The sequence below is a fragment of the Neobacillus cucumis genome, assembly GCF_023715505.1.
Genome location: NZ_JAMBOH010000025.1, coordinates 23439 through 49275, shown reverse-complemented (window position 1 = coordinate 49275; position 25837 = coordinate 23439). Strand labels below are relative to the sequence as shown.

At 37.2% G+C, this 25837-nt stretch carries 22 protein-coding genes and 6 pseudogenes; 19 read left to right on the top strand and 9 right to left on the bottom strand.

What is annotated here, in order from left to right; translation table 11 throughout:
• Nucleotides 1–134 precede the first annotated feature (134 nt).
• From M3226_RS24580 to M3226_RS24570, 3 genes and pseudogenes are all read left to right on the top strand, one after another.
• A complete protein-coding gene (locus tag M3226_RS24580; protein ID WP_251571271.1) occupies nucleotides 135–785 on the top strand; it encodes an SDR family NAD(P)-dependent oxidoreductase in 651 nt (216 codons plus the stop codon).
• 204 nt (nucleotides 786–989) lie between these two features.
• The gene (locus M3226_RS24575; RefSeq protein ID WP_251571270.1) at nucleotides 990–1277 is read left to right on the top strand and encodes a YciI family protein; all 288 of its coding nucleotides are present in this window, start codon (nucleotides 990–992) and stop codon (nucleotides 1275–1277) included.
• A gap of 367 nt (nucleotides 1278–1644) precedes the next feature.
• Nucleotides 1645–2719 (top strand): annotated as a pseudogene (locus tag M3226_RS24570) (NADH-dependent flavin oxidoreductase).
• 349 nt (nucleotides 2720–3068) lie between these two features.
• Here M3226_RS24570 and M3226_RS24565 read toward each other — a convergent pair.
• Nucleotides 3069–3806, bottom strand: coding sequence for an HAD family hydrolase (locus M3226_RS24565; protein ID WP_251571269.1), 738 nt, complete (start codon nucleotides 3804–3806; stop codon nucleotides 3069–3071).
• A gap of 1203 nt (nucleotides 3807–5009) precedes the next feature.
• Here M3226_RS24565 and M3226_RS24560 point away from each other — a divergent pair.
• The 6 genes and pseudogenes from M3226_RS24560 to M3226_RS24535 all read left to right on the top strand — a co-directional run.
• A pseudogene (locus tag M3226_RS24560) lies at nucleotides 5010–5909 on the top strand (reverse transcriptase domain-containing protein); the annotation flags it as partial.
• Between the two features lie 547 nt (nucleotides 5910–6456).
• Complete coding sequence (gene ltrA / locus M3226_RS24555; protein WP_251571268.1) at nucleotides 6457–7176, top strand: group II intron reverse transcriptase/maturase; 720 nt, start codon at nucleotides 6457–6459, stop codon at nucleotides 7174–7176.
• Between the two features lie 209 nt (nucleotides 7177–7385).
• Nucleotides 7386–7700, top strand: coding sequence for a group II intron maturase-specific domain-containing protein (locus M3226_RS24550; protein ID WP_308211985.1), 315 nt, complete (start codon nucleotides 7386–7388; stop codon nucleotides 7698–7700).
• Nucleotides 7701–7779: 79 nt separating this feature from the next.
• Nucleotides 7780–8868: pseudogene (locus M3226_RS24545) on the top strand (group II intron reverse transcriptase/maturase); the annotation flags it as partial.
• A 394-nt stretch (nucleotides 8869–9262) separates the two neighbouring features.
• Complete coding sequence (locus M3226_RS24540; protein WP_251571266.1) at nucleotides 9263–10270, top strand: DUF3231 family protein; 1008 nt, start codon at nucleotides 9263–9265, stop codon at nucleotides 10268–10270.
• A gap of 10 nt (nucleotides 10271–10280) precedes the next feature.
• Nucleotides 10281–10751 (top strand): hypothetical protein, encoded by a 471-nt coding sequence (locus M3226_RS24535; RefSeq protein ID WP_251571265.1) that lies wholly within the window; start codon nucleotides 10281–10283, stop codon nucleotides 10749–10751.
• Nucleotides 10752–10890: 139 nt separating this feature from the next.
• Here M3226_RS24535 and M3226_RS24530 read toward each other — a convergent pair.
• Nucleotides 10891–12121: pseudogene (locus M3226_RS24530) on the bottom strand (IS110 family transposase).
• A 395-nt stretch (nucleotides 12122–12516) separates the two neighbouring features.
• Nucleotides 12517–13320: pseudogene (locus tag M3226_RS24525) on the bottom strand (transposase); the annotation flags it as partial.
• Nucleotides 13321–13431: 111 nt separating this feature from the next.
• Between M3226_RS24525 and M3226_RS24520 the strand changes: the two are divergent.
• The 6 genes from M3226_RS24520 to M3226_RS24495 all read left to right on the top strand — a co-directional run bounded on the left by M3226_RS24520 (nucleotide 13432) and on the right by M3226_RS24495 (nucleotide 16820).
• Nucleotides 13432–13722, top strand: coding sequence for a hypothetical protein (locus M3226_RS24520; protein WP_251571263.1), 291 nt, complete (start codon nucleotides 13432–13434; stop codon nucleotides 13720–13722).
• 185 nt (nucleotides 13723–13907) lie between these two features.
• A complete protein-coding gene (locus M3226_RS24515; RefSeq protein ID WP_251571262.1) occupies nucleotides 13908–14306 on the top strand; it encodes a VOC family protein in 399 nt (132 codons plus the stop codon).
• 203 nt (nucleotides 14307–14509) lie between these two features.
• Complete coding sequence (locus M3226_RS24510) at nucleotides 14510–14845, top strand: hypothetical protein (RefSeq protein ID WP_251571261.1); 336 nt, start codon at nucleotides 14510–14512, stop codon at nucleotides 14843–14845.
• Nucleotides 14846–15141: 296 nt separating this feature from the next.
• Nucleotides 15142–15930 carry a hypothetical protein gene (locus M3226_RS24505; RefSeq protein ID WP_251571260.1) on the top strand — a complete coding sequence of 263 codons (789 nt, stop codon included), beginning with the start codon at nucleotides 15142–15144 and terminating at the stop codon, nucleotides 15928–15930.
• Nucleotides 15931–15935: 5 nt separating this feature from the next.
• Nucleotides 15936–16400 (top strand): hypothetical protein, encoded by a 465-nt coding sequence (locus tag M3226_RS24500; protein ID WP_251571296.1) that lies wholly within the window; start codon nucleotides 15936–15938, stop codon nucleotides 16398–16400.
• 15 nt (nucleotides 16401–16415) lie between these two features.
• On the top strand, nucleotides 16416–16820 hold the full coding sequence (locus M3226_RS24495) for a CBO0543 family protein (protein WP_251571259.1): 405 nt from the start codon (nucleotides 16416–16418) through the stop codon (nucleotides 16818–16820).
• A 508-nt stretch (nucleotides 16821–17328) separates the two neighbouring features.
• Here M3226_RS24495 and M3226_RS24490 read toward each other — a convergent pair.
• Nucleotides 17329–18242, bottom strand: a pseudogene (locus M3226_RS24490) (IS110 family transposase); the annotation flags it as partial.
• Nucleotides 18243–18727: 485 nt separating this feature from the next.
• Here M3226_RS24490 and M3226_RS24485 point away from each other — a divergent pair.
• On the top strand, nucleotides 18728–18898 hold the full coding sequence (locus M3226_RS24485) for a hypothetical protein (protein ID WP_251571258.1): 171 nt from the start codon (nucleotides 18728–18730) through the stop codon (nucleotides 18896–18898).
• Between the two features lie 232 nt (nucleotides 18899–19130).
• Here the strand turns inward: M3226_RS24485 and M3226_RS24480 are convergent, their stop codons facing one another.
• Both M3226_RS24480 and M3226_RS24475 read right to left on the bottom strand, forming a co-directional pair.
• Nucleotides 19131–19862: a YoaK family protein gene (locus M3226_RS24480; RefSeq protein ID WP_251571257.1), complete on the bottom strand. Its 732-nt coding sequence runs from the start codon at nucleotides 19860–19862 to the stop codon at nucleotides 19131–19133.
• A 251-nt stretch (nucleotides 19863–20113) separates the two neighbouring features.
• Complete coding sequence (locus M3226_RS24475; RefSeq protein ID WP_251571256.1) at nucleotides 20114–20740, bottom strand: YczE/YyaS/YitT family protein; 627 nt, start codon at nucleotides 20738–20740, stop codon at nucleotides 20114–20116.
• Nucleotides 20741–20884: 144 nt separating this feature from the next.
• On the opposite strand from M3226_RS24475, the gene M3226_RS24470 reads away from it, so the two are divergent.
• From M3226_RS24470 to M3226_RS24460, 3 genes are all read left to right on the top strand, one after another.
• Nucleotides 20885–21106 (top strand): hypothetical protein, encoded by a 222-nt coding sequence (locus tag M3226_RS24470; protein WP_251571255.1) that lies wholly within the window; start codon nucleotides 20885–20887, stop codon nucleotides 21104–21106.
• Nucleotides 21107–21214: 108 nt separating this feature from the next.
• Entirely contained in the window at nucleotides 21215–22174 is a 960-nt protein-coding gene (locus M3226_RS24465) for a DnaD domain protein (RefSeq protein WP_374110685.1), read from the top strand.
• 183 nt (nucleotides 22175–22357) lie between these two features.
• Nucleotides 22358–23116: a DUF3888 domain-containing protein gene (locus tag M3226_RS24460; RefSeq protein WP_251571253.1), complete on the top strand. Its 759-nt coding sequence runs from the start codon at nucleotides 22358–22360 to the stop codon at nucleotides 23114–23116.
• Between the two features lie 460 nt (nucleotides 23117–23576).
• Here M3226_RS24460 and M3226_RS24455 read toward each other — a convergent pair whose 3' ends face one another.
• The 3 genes from M3226_RS24455 to M3226_RS24445 all read right to left on the bottom strand — a co-directional run bounded on the left by M3226_RS24455 (nucleotide 23577) and on the right by M3226_RS24445 (nucleotide 25337).
• Nucleotides 23577–23705, bottom strand: coding sequence for a YjcZ family sporulation protein (locus M3226_RS24455; RefSeq protein ID WP_251571252.1), 129 nt, complete (start codon nucleotides 23703–23705; stop codon nucleotides 23577–23579).
• Nucleotides 23706–23735: 30 nt separating this feature from the next.
• Nucleotides 23736–23849: a YjcZ family sporulation protein gene (locus M3226_RS24450; RefSeq protein ID WP_205178538.1), complete on the bottom strand. Its 114-nt coding sequence runs from the start codon at nucleotides 23847–23849 to the stop codon at nucleotides 23736–23738.
• A gap of 591 nt (nucleotides 23850–24440) precedes the next feature.
• Nucleotides 24441–25337, bottom strand: a complete 897-nt coding sequence (locus M3226_RS24445; protein ID WP_251571251.1) for an RCC1 domain-containing protein — start codon at nucleotides 25335–25337, stop codon at nucleotides 24441–24443.
• Nucleotides 25338–25837 lie beyond the last annotated feature (500 nt).

Genomic DNA, 25837 nt, shown 5'->3' with positions numbered 1-25837 from the left:
ACTATGAGATTTTGAATGGGGCGAAAGCTAAACTGCGTGTCACCATTTCTGAATAAGATTCTTTGTTTTAGCATAACGCAGTATGAATTGTTTAGTTCTGTTGAGTTTTACTAAAATTTTAGGAGGATAAAAAAATGAATAAAAAACTTATCGTTGTTGTTGGAGCAGGTCCAGGTGTCGGAAATCATGTCGCAAAAAAATTCGGTGTCAATAACTTCCGTGTTGTTCTCGTTTCCCGTAATCAGGAAGCACTGGACCAGTATGTAAATGAGTTGAGCTCGGAAGGAATAGAAGCTTACGCCGTAGTGGCGGATGCGGCAAGTCCGGCATCACTAACTGAAGCTTTTGACCAAATCAAGAAAAACTACGGTACTACGGATGTGCTGGTGTACAACGCTGCTGTTTTAAAAGGTGGAAAACCAACTTCCCTCACGGCAGTATCCCTTGTGTCCCATTATCAGGTGGACGTAGCCGGTGCCTTGCATTCTGCACTACAAGTTATCCCGGAGCAAGTAGAACAAAAAGAAGGAACAATCCTGTTCACGGGTGGCGGATTGGCGGTGTACCCTTCGGCAGACTACACTGCATTGGGCATAGGCAAAGCAGCGCTACGCAACCTAGCCTTTTCTTTGGCTGAAGAACTAAAGCCTCAAGGCATTTTTGTCGGTACGGTTACAATTGCCGGGTCTGTCGCTCCGGGCACCCATTTGGCGCCTGAACTAATTGCAGAGAAATATTGGGAGCTGTATGAAAAACGCGAAGAGCACGAAATTGTGTACAGCTAAGACTCAAGATTTCTGATTCAAAACCTTCGTGTTATTCGAATATAAAAGCATCACTTCAAAAGCTGGGAACAAATGATCTCTGTTGGTTCAACAGGGATCAAAGCAACAGCTAATTAAGATTTAACTCAGTATTCTTTTTTTATGCATCTAACGGAATCATTTAAATAATTGAGAAATTTTTTATTCACCTAAGGAGTTGGTATTATGGGACATTACGCAGCAATCTTGTACATTCTTGACCCGATAAAAAGACAAGAGTTACGTCCACAGCACCTTGTACATTTGAACAAACTGCAGGAACAGGGGAAAATTTTTGCCAAGGGACCTTTTGTTGATGGGTCCGGCGGTCTAGTCGTGTACGTTGCTGATTCTTTGGAAGAGGCACAGGTGATGGCTGAAAAAGACCCGTATGTGACGGAAAAAGCGCTACGCTTGGAACTTCATGAGTGGAAGCTGCTACAAAAAGGCTGGAATTGCATTAGAATTATTTGAAAATGACCCTCTTTTAAAATCAGAAATAAAAAATATTAAAATATATCCATTTAAAAAATTGCATATTTAGAAAGGCGTGAAACGCAATGAAATTAGTCAATTGCCTGGTCCATTGCGAAAGGGACTGTACCGATTATTGGTGTTACGAAAATCTCACATATTGAAGATGCAGTCAAAGCTACAGAGGTCAATTTGACAGTACAGGAAATCCTCGAACTCGAAGAAGCAGCAAAAGAAACCGGTGTTGAGGTCAAAGGCGAGTGGGAAAAGCCCATGCATTAACATAAAAATGAGCATTCTACACCCTTACAAAATAGTGCAAAACTAACTAGAACATATAAATAAACTTACAGAAAGAGGTTAAAAAATGAACATGAAATATAGCAACTTATTTGAATCACTTACATTTAAAAATGGTATCACCATTAAAAATAGAGTCGTTATGGCACCAATGACAACTTGGAGCAGTAATGATGATTACACCGTTTCAGATGAAGAAGTAAAATATTATAAAAAAAGAGTCAATGGAGTAGGACTTGTTATCACTGGCTGTACTCATGTGCAACCAAACGGTATAGGTTTTACGCATGAATTCGCTGCGTATGATGATAAATTTATTCCAAGTCTACGGAAATTGGCGGATGCGGCGAAAAGTGGAGGAGCTCCTGCGTTACTTCAAATTTTCCATGCAGGCAACAAAGCACTGCCATCTTTAACTCCAAATGGTGAGGTGGTTAGTTCCAGTGCTGTAGAGACTGAAGCTACTGCATTTGCTCCTTCAGTATTACCTAGAGAACTTTCACAAGATGAAATAATAGAAGTGATTCGTGCGTTTGGAGAAACAACAAGACGAGCTATTGCAAAACTTCTTCTCACCTTTTTTCAATAGACGTGATGATGAATGGGGTGGTTCTCTAGAAAATCGCTTGCGTTTCCCATTGGCAGTCATTCAGGAAATGAAAAATGTGATTAAGAAACATGCAACAAAGCCGTTTATTTTCGGATACAGAATATCACCTGAAGAACAAGGCGGTTATGGGATGGAAGATGCCTATGAATTAATTGACCGTCTGGTTGAACAGGATTTGGATTACATCCATGTATCGCTTGATGATGTATCTTCAAAACCACGAGGCATTGAAGATGGAAAAACACGGCTTGAATTAATTGTTGAACATGTAAACGGCAAAGTTCCTGTAATGGCTGCAGGTTCTATGATAACTGCTGATGATGTTGCATCTGCATTAGATAAGGGTCTATCCCTAGCAGCAGTTGGTCATACGTTAATCATGAATCCAGACTGGGTAGAAAAGGTTCAGAATGGAAAAGAAACTGAAATTAAGACAGCAATTAAGACTTCACAAGTGAGCGATCTTAAGCTTCCAGAAAAACTTTGGGGGATCATTCAAGCTTCAGGTCCTTGGTTTAATATCGAAGAATAACGGAAATTAAATTTTAAGTTTGTGAAACATTGTACTTAAACGAAACGGGTGCGTTAGTTTAAGAAGTGACTGAAAATAAATAAAAAGCTCAGTTTAATGACTGGGCTATTTTATTTACAAAGAGCACCCCTTTTTTATGATACTTTTGAGATAATTTACAAATTGGGTCTAATTTGGACGGATGGACAGTAGTAACGTTCTTAATTAATCTACTCTACTTTGACCAAATAATGGAGTGCTTGCTATTTCAAGTATAAAAAGTACGATTATCTTGTTATATAGTACTTGGCTGGTCTAGAAAAGGACAATTCCTCCTAGGTAAAAAACTTCGAAGGGCATTCCTATCCACTTACATTATTTGATCTTGGATATATTTGTCAATTACATCAGGAACTTCTTTAAGTGAATCTACAGTTAAAAAAGCACTACTATGATCAACGTTAACTTCAACCATGTTATATTGCCATTCACCTTCTGCTGGAATGTAGATTGCATGAACATCCATTTCCAGTGCTGGGACAATATCAGTTCTTAATGAATTTCCAACCATCCATGTTACATTAGGGTCAGCTTTAATGGTTTTTAAAATATCGGATAGAGCTGTTGTATCTTTATGTTCCGAAATAAAAATGCGATGTTCAAAATATGTAGTCAATTCTAACTGGGTAATTTTTCTGCGTTGATTAGCCTCATCTCCTCCTGTGTGCAAATATAATTCATGTCCCTCTTCTTTTAAACGTTGTAGCGTTTCATTCATGTATGGAATAGGTTCAACAGGGATCTCAAATACCTTAAAACCCAACTCTCTTAAATATTGGATTTCATCTTTTTTCTTTTCCCTCCCAGTTAAGTTGCAATAGTATTTATAAGTACCAACAAATGACTCGGGAAACCGATCTGACTTTAGACCGTACTCACTAATGGCTGCAACATCAAGTTGAAGCTGCTTCTGTTTTATATCTTCCTCAGTAATCGTGTCAAACCACGCCATCATTTGGTCAGCGAATTCGTCTATTACCAGGTTAAAATATCTATTACAGTATGATAATGTATCATCAAGGTTAAATAAGATGTTTTGTTTTTTCATTTTTTACTCCTTTTCAAGAATATAGCTTTAACTATTGTTCCACTAAGACTAAGTTAATATTACTGATTAAAGTAAGCAATATGTCAGAGTTATTCAACTAATGAAGCAGTTTAGTGGTGCGAAATGTTTCTAGCTTAAATTGAGAATGACTACATTACTCAGGTAAAGGCTAGACAGTTCCTTTCGGAACTGAAGGATTATATTGAAGAATCAAATGGCGGGGTAACGCCCAGAAGGGTTCTCTCTTAGTCGAATAGCACTGGATTTAGTAAGAATGATAGTGTTATAAGCTCGGCGAAAAGGCGTAAGAATTTACCGTAGCAGTTCGGCTGCCGAAAGCCTACTCGATGGAGTGGTGTAATTCATGATGCTTGAGTTGAATGAATAAGGTGAGAATACGGATAAGCCTAAAAGAAAAAGGCTAAGCTGACGAACTTCTGAATGGTGCGAGACGTTGTTCTCAAAAATAAGGCTAATAACTTTATAGGGAGAGAACGGCTCTGAGTAGCTCAAATAAAAGTTACAAAGAAAACAACTTTTTCGATGAGAGAATGAAAAGATAGGGTAACGCCTTGAAGCTTCTCCAGTAAGATACCCTAACCTCTAGTAGATTGCAGTCGGCTAGGGCAACCATAGCTGGGTAATGAAGGTTGAAACTACCGAAGTGCCGATAAGGTAACCGAAAGCCAAAGGGAGTAATAAACCCAATGGAATTGTAGTGAATACTCTCTGTCGTTTAAATATGGTGAGAATGTCGTACCAACGGCTGACGAATCTCCGAAGGTAAACCTCGACAGAAGTACGATTTAGAAATGAATCGGGCGTGAAAATATCGCTTGTCTAAAGGATTGAAATTTTCATTCGGAGAGTAAATCCTAACGCAGTTACAGGCTGCGGAGCTAGACACGGGGAAAAGGAGACACCTAAGTTGAAACAATGATAATCGGAAAGGAACGTCGGAAGCGGTCAACGTTGCTCGATAGAGCGAGGGGCACTTCAAGTTAAACAGGAAACGTGTAAACGAGGGAACTGTTTAATGACCGATGAAAGTAGTGGACAACCGTTGACGGTTCTTGTAATGAGAGAAGGAGGAACAGCCACAAGTCGAAAATTATGGAAGGAATATCTATCATTCAATCCTTGCATGGATTCTGGTGAGACTCAAAAGGTCACCTAAATTCTCGTGAAGGAAGGTGATAGACCATGAATGAAAAATCTGAGGACAGGATACTCAAGGACAATAAAAACAGGCATGCAGAATACTATGGTATGCAAGCAGTGTTTGATGAATTGTACAAAAAGTCTAACGAAGGGAAAAAGTTTAAACATCTCATGAGAATTATCACTTCAAAGGATAACATTCTTCTTGCTTACAGAAATATTAAGCGAAACAAAGGAAGTTACACACCTTCGGTGGATAGAATAACTATTGAGACGATTGAACGGATGCCCCAAGACCAACTTCTAAAGAAAATAGAAGATCGCTTTAACAACTACCAACCAAGCAAAGTTCGCAGGAAGGAAATTCCAAAACCAAATGGAAAAACGAGACTGCTCGGAATACCATCGCTTTGGGACAGACTCATCCAACAATGTATATTGCAAGTCTTGGAACCAATCTGTGAAGCTAAATTTAACACTAGAAGCTACGGTTCTAGACCGAACAGAAGTGCAGAACACGCTATCGCAGATGCAAACTTCAAGATAAACCAAACAAACCTAATGTATGTGGTTGATGTGGACAATCAAGGTTTCTTCGATGAAGTAAATCATGTGAAACTGATGCGTCAATTATGGACGCTCGGGATACAAGACAAACAGCTACTTGTTATACTACGAAAGATATTAAAGGCACCAATACAATTGGAAGATGGGACAATCGTCAACCCAACAAAAGGAACCCCTCAAGGGGGGATACTCAGTCCCTTATTAGCCAACGTCAACCTAAATGAGTTTGACTGGTGGATAAGTGACCAATGGGAAACAGCGAAAACCCGACATAGCTTCAAATATAAAAACAAAGAAGGTAGAACAGGTAGAGACAACAGAGCCTTGAAGAAAACAAAGTTGAAGCCAATGTACATTGTACGTTACGTAGATGATTGTGTGCCACGAAAGCAACCAAAGTGTGCGTAAACACATTAGGAAGCTATGCTGCACTTAAGATGAGAGTTGGCCTCTCGCAATCGCTATACAGGTAGAGATTGCAAACCACCTTAAGGTGCCGTAGTCAAAAGCTATGGTATTGAGCGTTAAGGAAAAGGCAAAGCATGACTTTGTCAGGTACATATTAAGGAGACGAAAACCAATGAACCGCTGAGGAAGTATCGAAAGCGTAGGGATGTCATCAAAACTGAGGGGGAGTCGTTAACTCAGGATAAGTTCGGAGGAAACCTGTTTACTGTCCGTTCGGTGACCGGTATAAAGGCGGCGTGAACTTAATATAGGCTTGAGTGTGGAACGTGGGAACCTACGACATGGATGTTAAGGGAGAAATTCAAGTGGAAGACCCACAAGAATCAGAGTACCAATGCCATGTATAGGGGCGGAATAACTCGTAGTAGCAAAGAAGCCTCCTAACGGAGGTGGAGCAAAGGGGTTATGTTATTCAGTTTTATAAGCAAGTCAACCATCTTAATGGGAGGAACTTATGAATAAAACAAAGCCGTATGCAATATCTAAAAAGGTGGTTTATGAAGCCTTTCTTAGAGTGAAAGCAAACAAGGGATCAGCTGGAATTGATCAAGAGTCAATAGAAGAATTCGAAGTGAACCTAAAGAACAATCTCTATAAACTGTGGAACAGAATGTCCTCAGGTAGTTACTTTCCACCAGCAGTTAAAGCGGTAGATATCCCAAAGAAAGCTGGCGGCACTAGGACACTAGGAATTCCTACTGTTACAGATAGAATTGCACAAATGGTTGTGAAACTGTATTTTGAACCCTCTGTGGAACCTTACTTTCATGTGGACTCTTATGGTTATAGACCTAATAAAAGTCCCATCCAAGCATTGGAAGTAACCCGTAAAAGGTGTTGGAAATACAATTGGGTTCTAGAATTTGATATTAAAGGCTTATTCGACAACATTGATCATGGATTATTAATGAAAGCAGTGGAAAAGCATACAAATAGTAAATGGATAAAGCTATATATTGAAAGATGGCTAAAGGCACCTTTTCAAACTAAAGAAGGTGTAAAAGAACGTATGTCTGGCACACCGCAAGGTGGAGTCATAAGTCCGGTTCTTGCGAACCTATTTTTACACTACACATTTGATAAATGGATGACTATTAACCATCGAAATAATCCATTTGCTAGATATGCAGATGATGCAGTCATTCACTGCAAATCAGAAGATGAGGCAATATGATTACTTGAATCATTAAACAATAGGATGAATGAATGTAACCTTGAACTACATCCAACTAAGACAAGAATTGTATATTGTAAAGATGATGATAGGAAAGAAAATCACGAAAATATTTCATTTGATTTTCTGGGATATACATTCAGACCAAGACGTTCTAAGAATAGATGGGGTAAGCATTTTATTAACTTTACACCTGCGATTAGTAACAAATCAAGAAATCAATTCGGCAAAAAGTAAGGGACTGGAAATTACAGCTGAAAGCTGAAAAGGACCTTACGGACCTATCAAATATGTTTAACTCAAAAATCATAGGCTGGATTAACTTCTATGGCAAGTTCTACAAATCCGAAATGTACTTATCGTTAAGGCATATCAATAAAGCTTTAATAATGTGGGCGAGGAAGAAATATAAAAGGTTGGCTCGTCACAAGAAAAGAGCTGAATATTTCTTAGGTAGAATTGCAAATCAGATTCCCAAACTCTTTAAACACTGGGAAATGGGTATTAAGCCTACGGCTGAATAATGGGAGCCGGATGAGCTGAGAGGTTCACGTCCGGTTCTGAGAGGGGCTACTGGGGAGGTTCCAGTGGTCTACTTGCCTCAAAATCTTCACAGCCACACGAAGCAACGCAGAGAAAATATTTAAATCTGTGCAAATGTGGCTAGAAGAGCGCCTAAAGTTGCCAATCTCAAAAGAGAAATCAAAGGTAACAAACTTAAAGAAGCAAAAGAGTGAATTCTTAGGGTTCACGCTTAAAGCAACTAAAAAAGGCAAAACGAAAACAGCTGCAACAAAGTATGTGGCGGAAACACACATGTCCCAAAAAGCAATAAAAACAGCGAAAGCGAAACTAGCTAAGCAAATTAAAAAGATACAAAAAACCCCCAACAGCTCAAACTGCATTAAGGAAATCGCAAAGTACAACAGCATGATAATTGGGATACATAATTATTATGAAATCGCTACGCATGTGAACCTAGACTTGAAAAGAGTAGGTTACGATCTGCAGAAACAAATGTACAACCGATTTCCAAAAAGCAAGCCGAATGACAAATATACAAATGGTTTTACTAGATATGGGGAATATAGGGGCAAAGACAAAGGGATAGCGAAGTATACTAAACGAGAGAACAAATACATGCGATATCTCATGAAAAGTCCAATACTTCATCTCGCCGATGTTAGAAATAAAAATCCAATGATGAAGCGTAATGCCATCAACAAGTACACTGAAGAAGGACGAAAGTTAATTCATAAGAACCTAACAAACGTATCCGAAACAGAACTTAAATGGTTACGAGAACACCCTATACTGATAGGTAGAGCGACGGTAGAATACAACGACAATCGCTTGTCCATTTATGTGGCTCAGAACGGAAAATGTTCGGTAACTGGCGAGCAGTTAGATTTATTAGACATGCGTTGTCATCATAAAATACCGTGGCACATAACACATGATGACAGCTACCAAAATTTAACGTTAATCAAATCAGACGTTCACAAACTGGTACATGCAACAAAAACAGAAACAATAAGGGCTCTCCTGAAAAGACTAAATCTGAATAAAAAAGCCATTGAAAAACTGGATAAATTAAGAGTGTTAGTGGGGAACATTCGTATCAATGAAAAAGAAAATAATCTAGATATTTTCAACAATGAAGTTAGATATGAACAACTAACGTTGTTCTAAATACAAAACAGAAAACACAATGTCCAGAGGAAAAATCATGATTGAATGAGTAAGAAAACATAATTTTCGAGGGAGCGCCGTGTGAGATGAAAGTCTCACGCACGGTGTGGGACGAGGGAAAGCTGAAAAGAGAATGGAACTCGCAAGAGTTTTACACTCAGTAGGTTACCTATCGTTATTACGGGTCAAAACCTGCAATACATAGAAATCTGTATATCACCAAATTGTGAGGTTAGATGTGGATGAGTAAAACTCACTAATATGAAAATCCAGTTCGCATGGCTGATGCTAGACCTCCCCCAAAATAGTTTTGTGCAGCTTGTGAAAAAAATACTGAATTAGAATTCCATGTTATGCTCAACCTAAAATAAGAAAATTTTAGGAGGAGATTTATATGCCAGAAAAATCAGCAATTACGTCATCTGAATTAGGCACATTATGGCTTACATATCAAGAGAAGACAATGATTTTACGTATATTAGAATATCTTATAGAGAAAGCTGATGACGAAAAAGCCAAGGATATTATGACTAATTTATATGGGGAGATTGACAATTATGTTGGTATAATCACAGAAACTTTACAAAATGAAGGGGCTGTAACACCAGTTGGGTTTACTGCTCAAGATGTTAACAAGGAGGTGCCGAAGTTATATGATAATGGTTTTGACATCATGTTTGTTCGCCTTTTAAAAGAAATTAGTATGGGGCTTCACTCATTAAATATAACTATGACTTATCGAGAAGATATTGTACTGATTTTTAAAGAGCTAACTGCGATTACTCAAAAGTATTACAACCTTTGCACACAATATTTGCTTGAAAAGGGGTTGCTTGTTAAATCTCCTCATGTTTCAATGCCAAAGTCAGTTGAATTTGTTAAAGATAACAACTACTTGGGTGGACTCTCAATTAATCCATTTAGCGAAAAACGTTCATTAAATACAGTGGAAGTTGCTCAACTTCATCATTCAATTGAATCAAATATCTTTGGGCTTCAAATGATTACAGGGTTTGCTCAATGTGCAAATGAAGGAGAAGTTAAAAACTATTTTAATGATGGAGCTGAACTTGCTAAAAGTATTGTAAAGGAATTAAGTGAAACCTTACTTCAAAACGGTATACAAACTCCTCAAACATCAGGTGGTAATGCAACCCGATCAACATTAGCACCATTTTCTGATAAATTGATGATGTATTGCATAAGCCTTTTTTGTAGTTTTTCTATGGGAAGTGGTTCATTGGGTACCGCTTTTAGTTTGCGAAATGATTTACCAGTTAAAATGACTATTTTTATGAAAGATATATTTGAATATGCTCATAAAGGTGCAAAAATAATGATTAAAAATGGTTGGATGGAAGAACCACCTCAAATGGAAGAACGCAATCAAATGTTGAATTGAGTGATACAAAGTGAAGGATTTTAGAAAGCCTAAAAAACATGAGGCTTTATTATGGAGTATAGCTTTACCAGGATTCGGTCAGTTTCTAAATGGAAGTTTATTTAAAGGATGTGTATTCATTTTTTTGGAGATTCTTGTAAATATCCTAAGCAACTTCAATTTAGCTATTCTATATTCATTTACAGGACAAATACAGAAAGCCATTGAAGTTACAAACTTTCAATGGCTTATGTTTTACCCTTGTTTATATATGTTTGCCATGTGGGATGCATACCATAATGCAGATGGAGAAGTGAATTGCTTTTCTTACATACCTTTTGTATTTGGAGCATTCTTTATTACAATAGGCTTAATATATTCAACCTCATTAAAAGTATCTGGAGTGCTAATAGGTCCTGTTTTTTTACCAATGCTTTCTTTAGCCCCTGGGCTTTTGATAGGGTTTATTATTTATAAATTAGTTTTTATCTACAAGACTTAAAGGAACTTTCTGCTCTTCAACTATCCTGAAAAATAGTAACCTAAAAGGGCATTTTGGCAATACGAAACTAAACCCTATAAGATCCATTTTTTTTTTAAGATCCGGGTCTTGAATTTTAGCTATATTTTTTTGACCATAATTACGCTATTGCTTCAACAGTTACTTTACAACCAAGAGTCTCTAATCGTTTGATAGATTGCTTGATCACGATTTCTTTCTTTCTTTCTTCGGTCAAAGTAATCTGCGCCCAACTCAATATAGGGTACTCTTCTCTTTAACATGTGATATGCAATTGTTAATATGGTATGTCCAACCGCAACTGCTGCGCGTTTTTTACCAACTCGTGCCGCCAAACGTTGGTATTGGGAAGATAGGTAGGTGTTTTTTGTTTTAGCTGCTGAATGTGCTGCTTCAACGAGTGCTGCTCGTAATTTTTTATTACCTTTTCTTGTTTTTCCGGACTTCTTTTTTCCAGCACTTTCATTGTTACCTGGAACCATACTTGCCCAGGAACATAAATGAGGAGCTGAAGGAAACTGATTTGCAATATCCATGCCAATTCCTATTTCAGCCAAAAGTTGTTCGGCGTGGCTTCTGCCAATTCCAGGGATAGAATCAAGTAATTCAATAGCTTCTTCATAAGGTTGCATCCGTTGCAGGACTTCTTCACTTAACAATTCAATCTGTTGATCCATAAAGTCAATGTGTGAGAGTTGAGTTTTTAACATCATTTTTTGATGGGGTCCAATGGATCCTACTAACGCACGTTCTAAATCATCCTTTTTATTTTTTAATCTTTTTTTAGCAAGGCTTGATAATGTTTTTGGATCATTTACACCGTTAATAATGGCTTCAATCATTGCTCGTCCGGAGACACCCATAATGTCAGTGGCAACTGAAGAAAGTTTAATATTAGCACCTTCTAGAACTTTTTGGATTCTACTAATCTCCCTAGCCCTTTCTTCAATGAGACTACGGCGGTATCGAACTAACTCACGTAATTCTCTTTGTTCCCTATTAGGGATATAACTATGTTGAAGAAGACCGTGGCGCAACAATTTCGCAATCCATTCTGCATCTTTAACATCGGTTTTGCGTCCGGGAACAGCCTTGATATGAGCAGCATTTACAACCATCGGTTGTAATTCCTCAAGTTCTAGTAGATTGTAGATTGGCTTCCAATACACACCTGTACTTTCCATGGCAACATGAGTACATCGTTTGTTTTTAATCCAATCCACCAATTGGAATAGTTCATGTGTCATCGTACCAAATGTTTGAATTTCTTTTCCTTTTGGAGTAATCGCGCAAGCGGTAATACTCTTTTTGTGAACATCGAGTCCACAACAGTGATTATATACAACATCCATTAGTAAAATCCTTCCTAGGCTGAAGTAAATTAAGGCTGGTGCAACAACCATATAAGATTAATCTATCCTGCGTGCTTCTCACTTGAGAGCAACATTTTGTGGTGCACCTGGTCGTAGTGAATCAGTCTACCATGCGGGCTTAAAAGCACCATAGTTGATCGACCTTCCTTCGCCAGCCTATTATCAGGATTGACAGGAGAAAGGGGAGCTAGACTAGTATAAAAACATTTTCATTCATTTGATGGTGCCGCGAAAGCGGCATGGATGTCTACCATGAAAATAAACTTCTGTAACACAGAGAAAAAGGCAATACTAAAGAGGACGCAGCTCATTCGATTCTTTAAAAAGGTGAGAGCGCCAAATGTCATGGATCTGTGGTTTAGAAAATGACTGGATTAAGATGCTTTAGGTTCTTCTATTGTAACTGTATATCCTAAACTTTCGAGTCGCCTCAGTGAATGCCGAACGATAGACTGTTGTCTATGCTTATCAAAGTAGTCTTCGCCTAAGTCTACATACATTTCTTTTCGGGTTAAGAGATAATAACAGATACGTAACATTGCGTGAGCGACTACAATACCAGCACGTTTCTTACCTTTTCGGGATGCTGTACGTCTATACAGTGCTCCGAGATAGTTTTTGGATCCTCTTACTGAATGAGCTGCTTCCGTTAATGCGGATCTCAAATATTTGTTTCCTTTTTTGGTTTTGGCTGATTTTCTTTTCCCAACACTCTCGTTTTGCCCCGGAACCAAACCTGCCCAGGAACACATATGAGCTGCAGTTGGGAATTGTTTTTTAACATCAGTCCCGATTTCGGATAATATTTGTTCAGCCATTCTAGTAGCTATTCCAGGAATGGAATCTAATCTTTTGATTTCTTCTTTATGGGTGCTTACTCTTTTCGCCACTTCTTGATCCAGCATCTCAATTTGTTCTGTCAAAAAATCAATATGCTTTAAAATGGTTTTCAACATAAGACATTGATGAGAATTAATATAACCTTTAAGAGCGACTTCCAGTTCTTCTTTCTTCTTTTTCATGGTGCGTCGAGCGAAGTTTGCTAGTTTTTCAGGATCCTCTTCACCATCGGCAATGGCATCAAGCATATCTCGTGCTGAAACACCCAACACATCTGAAACAACTGACCCCAACTTAATGTTCGCACCTTCTAACACCTTTTGGATTCGATTACGTTGTCTGGCACGCTCCTCAATAATACTTCGTTAGCCCCCAATCAAACAACGCATATAAACACACAGCGCTTCCTGGTACTATGAATGTATCAATTTAAGGGAGGTGCTTTTCAAATGCCGCAACAAAAACTTACAATTGTCCCCGTTACATTTCATTCCGAGAACAAAATTTCATATACATCTTCTTCATCATCAACCTCTGCTAATAACGCTTGCACGATCAAAACGGCAAACATAGAAATCTCTTTCTCCAACGGCGTGGATGAGCACATTATCCCAATGGTTATGAGGGAGCTGAAACTTCTCATTGATCGCGACAAATCTATCGACATGTCCTTCCAATATACCTTTGTTGTAACTTTGAAGAGCAAATACAGGTCCGTTTTAGGCCATTTTTCAAATTAATTAAAATGATTGAAGAAAAAGAAGAATTTAACCTGATGAATTAATGGATCAGCTAATGGGGGCTTATGTTAAAAATGGGATGTCCACGGTTATTCCGTCTTCTTATTGTGCCAACGAAGCAGTTTAGTTCAGCAAGAAAATCAACTATAATAAATTTAGTACATAAAATTAGGAGGCGCATAAAAATGGAAAAGGTAACACCATTTTTAATGTTTCAAGATGGCAACGCAGAAGAAGCGATGAATTTTTATACATCCATCTTTGAAGATTCTCAAACTACAAACATTGTTAGATATGGGGCTAATGAAGCTGGACCAGAAGGCACTGTAATGCAGGCTACTTTTACCTTGAAAGGGCAAGAATTTATGTGTATTGACAGTTATGTAAAACATCAATTCTCTTTTACACCTTCTTTCTCAAACTTTGTTACTTGTAGTACTGAAGAAGAACTTGAAAATCTTTATGAAAAACTTCATGAAGGTGGAAAAGCACTTATGCCTTTAAACAATTATGGTTTCAGTAAAAAGTTTGGTTGGGTAAATGACCGCTTCGGGGTTTCGTGGCAACTAAATCTCCCTTTGTGAATGTTTTAGGAGAATTTAATAAATAATAAACTACATTAGGTAAAGGGGTATTACTTCAAAAAGGGTAATACCTATTTTATCTTAAAGCTTTATTTTTTTCTTTGTGAAATATTGTACTTAAACAAACGGGTACTTAACTTAAATAATAAATCCCTACAGGAGACGTGTATGAAAGTTGCAATAGTTCCGAAATAGGTAAACTAGTGGGTTTGAAATTAAGGAATGCGGGAAGAGCATCTAGTCTCTTTTGGCTTGGATTTGGCGAAATGATTTCAGTATCAAGGAAGGGTGAAACTGAAGAAACAGCAGAATACGCATTACATATTCAATGTTCGTGGAGAATTATCAAAGAAAATAAGATTTTAGTAGCTTCAAGGGATTTCTATTCTCCTAGGTCAGGATGGAATGAAGATAATGAAGACTTTGATTGGGATATTCAAGGAACAATAGATTTGATGAGCGTATTAACTACTTTTTGGAAAGCATACAAGAAAACAATATTGTTAAAAGCATTGACTCAGATGAGGTTGGAGGATTAAAGGTCTTTTTAGCGGAAGGTTTTGTATTAGAGGTTTTCCCAGACACTTCAGAGGACGATGAATACAGTGAATACTGGAGAGTCTTTAACCGTAAGGATGGCAGTCCTCACTTTGTTGTTACAGGTAAATGTAAAGATAAGTATGATATTAGGTAACAGCAGCGTTTCTACAACAAGTGGAGACGCTTTTTTCTTATTCAACAAACGTGGAAGATTAGTTCTATTAGTAGTAAACAGGATAAATAAACCGATTTGTGGAATACTATGGAAAATTAATTGTTTCCTTAAGGTGGCTTTATGAACAACTATACAAATGATAATACCGCTAGAAGATATAAAGCACATGTAAGCACTCTTGGTACAACTCAGCTTCATTTAAGGAACCCATACATCATCGCATGGTGGTCCGCTGCATTCCCTGGTTTTGGACATTTACTCTTGTCAAAATACCTTAGAGGATATGCTTTATTTCTCTGGGAGGTTGTTGTTAACATTAATGCCCATGTCAATCTTTCAATGATTTACTCATTTCAAGGTAATATAGACATGGCTAAAGATGTATTAAATACTAGGTGGCTTCTCATGTATATCCCTGTTTACATTTTTGGGATTTGGGATAGTTACCGAACGACGATAGATATGAATAGAGTTTATCTTTTAGCGGAACGTGAGGACCATCGTTTTAATTCATTCGCTTTGGGAGCAGTAGAAATTAACTATCTAGATAAAAGGAACCCAGTTCTCTCCATTATTTGGTCATTGTTTATCCCTGGTCTTGGACAACTCTATATACACAGGCTTTTGACTGCCTTGTTTGTTATCGGTTGGTTAGTCATCTTTTATTATTATTCACACGTCCAAGAGGCAGTTTCACTTTTGGTTTTAGGCAAGGTGAAAGAAGCTACCTCTGTGCTAAAACCAGAATGGCTATTATTTATTCCATCACACTATGGTTTTGCGCTGTATGACTCATATATTAATACAGTTGAAAATAATAAGCTTTTCGAAAAAGAATTAAGGGCTCATTTACAAGAAAACTATCAGTCAACAGGTTTCAAAATACTAAAAGGACAAAAGGTGATGTGATTAATTTGCAACTTTTTTCAACTTTTGAAACTACTTCCTATTTAGAAATGGCAATCTCCACTTTAGAAAAAGAAGGGATTACAAAAGAAAGTATATTTGCTGTCCCACTTGATAATCGAAAAGAGGAGCGGAAAGTTTTTGATTCCCTTCATCGCTCTGATGGTACAACGCTGATTGATATAGGAGCAGCTCTTGCCACAGCCTTTTCAGTTATTGGTGTGAGTATTGGGTTTAAATTATCATGGGGTCCAATTTATTGGGGGTTAATTGGTGCTTTTATAGGGTTTGTGCTTGGACTAGCAATTAGACTTTTTACCGAAGTGGTCTTAAAGAAGAAAAAAAGATTATTAAAAGGAAGGCATTCCGAGATTATTCTAATTATTGATTGTGAAGAATCACAATCTGAGTTTATTGAGAATGTTCTTTGGAATCACTTTGCATTAGGTGTTGCAAAAGTCAAGCAGATATAAGGAGGACAAATTAATGTGTGGATTTTTATATATATAATTTTTATCATCTTGAACATCATTGCATTTTATATTCCGAAAAGGATTAATAAAATAGAAATTTACGCCACATGTTTCTTTGCTTATGCCTACGGTATAACGACTGATTTTATATTAGATATGCATTATCATCTTTATGGTTATTTTGAAAAAGGATTTCAATGGTTAGGACTTTTAGGAATCATTTTATACTTCCCTTCAATTAGCTTATTGTTTCTCAATTATTATCCTTTAGAAGAAAGGATTTTAAAGAAAATAATATATATCTTATCTTGGTCTATTTTTTCAATTATTTTTGAATGGATTTCCTTGCAAACTGAATACTTTTACTATAATGGATGGAATTTGTGGTATTCTGGACCTTATATCCAATCATTTTTATAGTTCTTGTGATTAATATGAGGTTTGTTCGAAAAATTAATAGATAATTTTTACTTCTTCTCCAACTTTCAGTTAGTGACTCTTCAAGATGAAGGTAGCCATTTTTCTTATTTCAAAAGTAAGTTTGTGAAATATTCTCCTTAAACTCCCTCAGTTTAATACGATTTTCTCCCGATACTCGCTTATTCGCAGGATTTCATGTACCTTGATATTTCATAATGATAGAATATGAGGGGCCAGATCCATTAAAAGCTTCGCGGAGGCATAGTGAAATAGAGGAGTATAATTGTACTCCATATTTTACCATATAATGTACATGCTCCACGCCGCCCCTGGAGGCTTTCCCTCCCAAGTCTCAACAAGTCATTTGCCCTTTCATTCCTGAGGCCAGTTTTGCTATCGGAATGGGTCAGAGCCCTTATGTTTAAGTAATCTGGTACTCCGTACATATTTGAAATCCTGCGAATAAGCCAACATTCGAATTGTATAGATTTATTTTTCAATTGTCCTTGGCTAGAGATATTTCACTAATTCCTTTAATGGTAAGCAGCTTTTTAGCATAAGGAATTTTATATAATACATCGGTAACTTGTTTTTCAACTTTCTCGAGTTGTGTTACTGCTAAATCATATTCTTCAAGTAATTGCTCCAAATGAAATTTATAAGCATCTAGTGCTTGCCTTGAACCGATGGAGTTCTTGGCTACCTGGAGGAGTAATTGGGCCTTTTTTAATCCAGGTTGCCTCTTCATAAGAGATTTCCAGCCAATAATAATCTCATGAGTCTGCTTGGTGGCCAATTCCATAGGAGTTGGAAATAGGCGAAGGGTTGCGATTGCTCCTTTTGCAGTAATGTCTTTAAAGACTTGACGGAGTTCAGGAAAGACAATATCTACCCAACGATTTAATTGATTGATAGAACTTACTAGGCGTTTCACTACTACATCACGGTTTGACATAAGGACCCTTAGCTTTTCAAATGTTTCTGATGTGTATCTAACCTCGGAGTAGTAACCGTTCTTTACCATATCAGCGATGACTAAGGCATCCTTTTTATCACTTTTTGATTGAGTATTATCACGGTTTTCTTTATTCCTTTTTACTAAATGTGGGTTTACCGTTACTACCTCAATATTTTGTTTAAGGAGCCATTTTGAAAGATTGATCCAGTAGTGTCCAGTTGGTTCCATCCCAACAATTGCTTGATCCAAGTTGTTTAATCTTTGAAGATTTATTATCCATTTTAGTAAACTAGTAAATCCTTCTTCATTATTTTTGAACGTTAGAGGTTCTCCGACAACAATTCCACGGAAATTTACGGCTCTGGCGACATGAAATTGTTGAGCTATATCACGCCGACAACAAGATGTTTAACGGAAATTCTTTCTATTAGTTGATTTTGTTTGTTTTGCATTTTAAACTTCATAGTAGGGTTCCTCCTAAAGTTGGGAGTTAGAGTGGTGTCTATACTCATTTTACTGAGGAGCTCTATTTTTTCAAAGTCGAAAAATAACGATCTACAGGAATGCTAACGGGCTTTACTGAAACAAGGAATAATTAAAAAGAGCCTCATTATGCAAGTTTTTATAGACTACTTGTATATTTAGGCTCTTTTTATATTCATAAAACGAAGCCAAACTTTTTTATTTGCCAAAAAAGGTTTAGCTTCGTTTTAGAAGAGAATCAAGTTCGTAGTGGATCCTGTCAAAGGATATGGGTTTTAATCTAATATCCAATTAACTGGACGACCACAATTGATTCCTTAATTAAAAATCATTCGTAAAAATAAAACTAAAGGTATGGTTAAATGATAGCGCTTTAGCAGGAGTTTTTGGATAATTGGAGAATATTTATTTTATAATCTTCCGAAAATTATTAAAATAATAGGTTTGATACAAGGAGTGATTTCACATGAAATATGTCTACAAAACCGGAATTTATCAAAATTCAGAAAAAAAGCGTTGGGAATACTGGTATGTCGGACCAAATGAATTAAGAATTCTAGTATCGTGGTTAAGCTGGACGGCAGGTAAAGAATATGAAAAATGGGAAAAAAACTGTTTAGTAGAAAAAGCAGGGTAGATTTAATCTGAGATTGATTTAGATAAAAGTGATTATTTTAAAGTCATATACAATATTATTCATATTAAAAACGGAGAATCAACAAATTCTCCGTTTTTTTCGGTAAACTATATTTACTTTAAACTATTTTTCAATTGAAAGTGGGCATTATTTTTTCTTGGTTGACTGTCGTTAATAAATGACATCAATAAGAGTGCCTGTCCCCAGGTAGGGGACAGGCCAACAAAATTGTTCATCCCTGTGCTAGTTTCATATGATCTTTAAGACAAGCTTCCTGTTTTCTTATAAATCCCCTGTCTCTATGATATAGGATAAGCGCGACAATCAGAATACCTGATGCAAACCAGATTGCTCGATTACCTATATACGTTGTGGAAAAAGTTCCGGCTAAAGCACCGAATATAAAGGATAGAATGATGAAAAAGAATTCATGAAATTGCCTTTTAGCTTCTTGGTTATGTTCTTTAATAGCTAAATAAGCAGCTTGTGTGGCCGTCCTTAAATTTCCCGTAGTCATCGTTGAGTTATACGCCCACCTGTCTAATTTATTAAAGGTAGAAATTTGCAGGGAAGACACAAACGCAATGGACACCGTCACGACCATGTTCGGGACACTGCTCGGCAGCAACCCAACAAAAATCAACACGAGACATTCTAGTATAAGGATGGACCGTCTATAGCTATATACTAAATGTCTAACACGGGGAGTCTTGAAAATTTCCGAAATCAAAACGCCTAATATAAAAGCAAGGATGGGCGGAATGTAAAGTAACATCCCAATCCAGTCTCGGTTCGCTGCTTTGACCGCTAATAGTACCATGTTTCCGGTTTGTGCATTGGCAAATACACCATCTCGACTTATGAAAGTGTAAGCATCTAGAAATCCTCCAACCAAAGCCAATAACACGCCCAAACGCACAGAATTTGACGATAACGATAGAGGTTTCTTTTGTCTATCTTCCATAAAAAAACTCCTTAACCATTAAGTAATTATGCAAATAAAGTAAGACAGTAAAATAGTAAGAGATTATTAGAGTCCGGTCAATGGAAATTAAATGAACAAAGCCGGATAAAAAGAATTTATGAAAAATTTATGTCAGATTTCTTTGATATAAGAAATTAACTAGTCGTGGAGATCACTCAGCTTCATGTATGGTCAAAAAGTCTTACTAGAATTAAAAATAACCTCTATCTAAAAATAGAGGCTATTCGCAATTACTTATTTAAATTAAATGAAACGGGTAAGGCTTTCTGGTTATTTCGTAATAATGGTTCCGCAAGATGTTTCCGGAAGTATTGCACAAGTGGGCCGATACAAATGGCAGTGATCACTGTAGCAACCCCCACAATTGATCCAAAGGAAAAACCAATAACTACACATGTAACATCTGCCATGATTCGAGCAAATGCAAAGGGTATTTTATTATGCGATATTTTTTGAATAACTAGTGGCATAGCATCGTACGGCGCAATGCCCATATCGGGTGTCATATAAAGGGCAACTCCGAGTCCAACGATGATGATGGCAATAAGAAGGAATATACTTCTTGTAATCAACAGCGGAGAAGAACCGAATAGCTCATGGTAACCGTAAACAAAGAAGTCGGAAAAAAAGCCGATTCCAACCATGTTAACAATCGTCCCAATCCCAATCGTATGCCGAACAAAGATAAATACAATGATAAGTAAGAAAACATTAAAAATTAATTGATAAATTCCCAATGAAACATGTAAAAATCCACTAACTCCTAAATTCATTGTGCTAAAAGGGTCAGTACCAAAATTACTTAAACGTAATAGGGAAACAGCAATTCCTATAAATAAATTTCCGATCATCATCATCCAAAATCTTCTCATATCAAATAAATGCATGACTATTTCTCGCTTTCATAGTTGTTGTGATTTTTTACCTATCTATGAAAGAATAGTACTTTCATAGAATGAATTTCAATCTATTTCTTTTCCCAATTTTGTGAATAAGAAGAGATGTTTTTCAATGATGAAGTAAGCTGCCAAGATGGGCATGATACATATCCAGACCCTGAATGTGAAGAATTGACGAGACGTTCTCATTCCATCATACGATACGTGGGCAAAAAGAAAAAGAAAAAGAAAAACAACAACAAGAAGCTTTGGAAGCCAAATATTGAGAACAACCTAGCCGTAGTGAATCATCAAAATACAAATGATGCATGCATAACGAACTAATGTATCATAAAAAATTCACATGATCATGAAAAAATTACTGACCTTTTTCACCAATCAACTGTATATGTAGGATGAAAAGTAATGATGGAAGAAAGGCAGTGGCTGCAGATGGCAAAATATAGAATTGTACGTACTGATTTTTGGCAGAATCCGATTGTATCTGAGGAGATGACTCCAGAGGACAAATACTTTTATCTTTATCTTCTTACCAATCCCAATACAACTCAGATTGGAATTTATAAAATCACGAAAAAACAAATGGCTTTTGATTTGGGCTATTCGATTGAGAGTGTGAATTCGTTAATGGAACGATTCACCCTGCATCACAAGTTGATTCGTTACAATCCTGTATCGAGGGAACTCGCAATTAAAAACTGGGGGAAAGATAACCTGCATAAAGGTGGAAAACCCGTAATGGATTGTATTTATTCCGAACTAAAAGAGGTCGAGGATCCCTCACTTATTCAATACGTCGCGGAAGCCATTCGAAAACAGGATATACGCAGCCTATATGAATCGTTTTGTCAACAAGAAGAGATGTTACTCGTTGATGAAAAAAGCGGACAAGAAGAACATGAGACCTTTCAAGACTCTGAGTGTGAGGAACTTGACAATACGTTCACGTGTCCAAATAAGATACGTGAACAAAAAGAAATAGAAGCTCTTCATCCGAATCTAGAGAAAAATCGAGACATCGAGAAACCTTTACTGAACAATCAAAATGATGTAAGAGAAATCGTTGAGTTTTGGGACTCCAATGGATTTGGTTTTTCAAACATCAATGCGAAACAGCAGCTGTTAGCTTGGGTAGAGGATTCCAGCTTCCTACACCCGAAAGAGGTCATTTTAAAAGCGATGAATATTGCGTGTGCCAATAACAAGCGAAGGCTGAGTTATGTGGTTGGAATTCTGAAAAACTGGGAAAATGAATCTCTACTGACGGTAGAGGAAATTGATTCGCATCATGAGAACCAAAAATCTGTGCCCAAGCACAAGCAATCTGCGATATCTACCGGAAGACAAATTCCTAGGGGATTTGAACTCGATCTAACGGCGGGTGAAGAGTGATGAATGTGGCGGAATAAGTGTTCTTAGGAACACTCCATTGAATAAGACATTAAGGGCATTAGGATTTTTCTCAAGTTCTACCTCAGGATAGTTTTACGCCAATTTTCTAAAAAACTTTAGTTAATATGCTCATATTGGCACAAGTTAAATATGAAAAGTATTTTTAGAGAGGCTTAATTCCACATGAAAAAATTAATTTATATTTTAATTGCTACAATAACTTTGATGATTATTCCCAGTAAGATTTATGCTCAAAGTGAACAACCTGATTATAAACTTATGTATGATACATTGATTACAGCCCTTGACCCATCTATACATAAGGAAATTATTAATTACTATGGCTATCCTAAACAATATGGTTTATATGATATTAAGATTCTGAGTATCGTCAGAGACCATGAGGGTCAATTTACCTTTATTGCAAAAATCCAAGTCACAACATTTGAACATGCACATGCCCCTCCTTATGGTAAGGAAACAATAACTTTCAAAATAAATCCACTTGGGGTTAAAACAATTAGCTTTAAACATGAGGGGGATAAAGAAGAAAAAGAAATTAATGAATTCTACAGGGCAACAATTTCAGATATACAACAGTCTTTTAATTTGAATTTAGAGTCTTACTTTTCTTACACATACAATCAATTGCAATACCAAGCAGAAATAAAAAATGAATTTAAACCTCTTTTTAATATTGCAGAAGAAATAGTAACTAACATTTTACTTCCTGATAGAAAGATTCCTTACAAGAATGTTATAGACCCTGTAAGCTTTATAAAAGGCAACACAGGTTATATGCTCTTTAAAAAGTCTGATGGTACAAATGTACTTTATCAAGTACAAAAGAAAGATTGTAATTGGATAGTAACAGATAAAAATAATAAACAAGGTAAGAAAATGGATTATAAATTACTATGGTATGTTTTGCAGGGGAAGTAGTAAACAGTGTTCCCCTATGGTATGTTTTGCAGGGGAAGTAGTAAACAGTGTTCCCCTATGATACAACCCAATGGCTCGAATATATGAGGAAGTCATAGGCGATATAAAACAAGATTTCTTATTTAATGGATTAGGGTGGTTAATAATAAATATAGATATACCTGTTTTAATTATTAGACTTACTGCACATTACGAACAAAATGTACATGGGAAACTAGGGGAAGAAAGGTTAACAGTGGAATGCCCATGGGGATTAGTGTTAGCAGTTTTAATATGAAATAAGGGCTAACCTGATGAAACTTTATAAAAACTGATGCATCAGCTAGAAGTGCCCATCAGCCATACCGCCAACCATTATACTTCCCAGTGATCTTATGTATTCGGTGCATTAAGGCCAAAATAAAAAAGCCCTTAAACAAGGGCTTTTTTATCCTGGAAAAATCAGGTTGGATGCTTTTAATTAATAAAAGCAAGTAGCACCAATGATAATTAACAAAATAAACAAAACAACGATTAAGGCAAAACCGCCGCCGTAGCCGTAACCGCCGCCATAACCATAGCCGCCACCAAATCCTCCGTAACCGAACATAAGTATCCCCCTTTCAAATGGATTATTTAATTAATAAAAACCTCCACCATATCCTCCACCCATAAAGGATGCTCCAATAATAATAAGCAGGATAAACAATACAACTACTAATGCGAAACCTCCACCAGCTCCAACACCATCCATATAATAACCTCCTTTGCATCTACTCAATACAAAATATGATGAAATCGAAAAGGTGTCAGGGCATTTTCGAAAATAAAAAAGCCCAATCTATTACCATTAGAGAAAATCAGTACACACTACATAGCGAAGAAAAGGCTCCCTAACCATAAAAGTGCTAAGTCATAATATAAAATAAAAATAAAAAGGCTTAACCACCTTGGTTCTTCTTTTAATCAAAGGCGTAATCTACAAAGTAGCCGCTAAAAGATCCTATTCGAGCATAGACTTATACCTAAAAACAGGGATCATCTCAATCAGAAAAAGCCACAAGCAAAGGCTTTTTAGGTTGTTCTTATTAACAAATTGTTGCATCTTGCATAGGTGTGAATTTTTTCACCAGCCGTTGCCATGAAATGTACCGCTTGCTGCCAACGCAATTACCCATAGGATAAATTCAATAATTTTGAAATATGAAAAAACCTAATCCCTCCATGTTTTGATCGAGGAATTAGGCTTAAGTCTTCCATAAACGCGCCATTTATGAATTGCCTTATTTCTGAAGCAATGCTCATTAACTCGTTCAGTGATTCTCTGGCTGGCTGTTAATAAAAACTAATTGCCGGGCAGTTGGATACCGCGCCAGCCGCTTACATCGCATTGCCCATATTCATTATCACCCACAGCAACTACCGTGCCGTCCGATTTAAGCCCAACGGTATGGGCACAGCCCGCCGCAATCGCCACAATATCGCGCCAATCACTTACTTTACATTGGCCATACTCATTCCAACCCACAGCCGCCACAGTACCGTCCGATTTAAGACCGATGGTATGATTACTACCCACCGCTATTGCCACAATACCGCGCCAGCCGTTTACATCGCATTGGTTATGTTTATTCAAGCCCACAGCCGTCACCGTGCCGTCCGATTTAAGACCGATGGTATGAAGATAACCAGCCGCGACCGCCACAATACCGCGCCAGCCGCTTACATTGCATTGGTGATACCGATTATTACCCACAGCCGTCACCGTGCCGTCCAATTTAAGACCGATGGTATGCCAGTCACCACCCGCGATTGCCACAATATCATGCCAGCCGCTTACATTGCACTCACCTTCATTATTTCGGCCCACTGCTACCACCGTGCCATCCCTTTTAAGCCCAATGGTACGACGCCAACCTGCCGCAACCGCTACAATATCGCGCCAGTCGTTTACATCGCATTGGTCATGCTTATTCCAACCCACAGCCGCCACAGTACTATCAGATTTCAGACCGATTGTATGAGCATTACCTGTGTTCGTCGCCATATGAACATTACCAGCTGCGACGGCCACAATATCGCGCCAGCCGCGTACATTACATTGGCCATATTTATTATCACCCACAGCCGTCATCGTGCCGTCACATTTAAGCCCAACGCTATGACGACGACCCGCGGCTATCGTATCTTTTGGCCACCGTTTCACCCTTAACACCGCTTCTTTCGGTGAAATGTAATCCATGTTTTACCTCCTTGAATATAAGCACCCCTGCAGCTATCTGACAAGTATATGTAACTTTACGGTTGCTCGTCAAATGGATGAAACTGTATGATTGTATAATTTAGTTTATTCCATTAGCTGGCCCAATTGCGGAAGACTGCTCTAATGGAAATCCATTAACTTGTATAACACCTAAAACATTCTTGATTATTTCAAAGGTATAAAGTGGTTAAACAGTCTGTCATTCAGGGGTAAAAACTATGTCAAGGATGGTACATTCCATTGGCCATAATTACTTTACGTATTTTCATATAGAAAGATGTTGGTTGGTAGGGGTTTTTTTAAAAAAATTTTGTGTAGTTCATTAACAAATCGTTTTGAGACCAGGATGATACACTTGAAATATTTTGTACGTTAATAGGGGGGCTATAATAACATGCATGTGCGTTACTAACACTCTAGAAGAGTTCCTCACAAAAAATAAATAGAGAATATTTATGAATTAACTATGGGTCGAATCA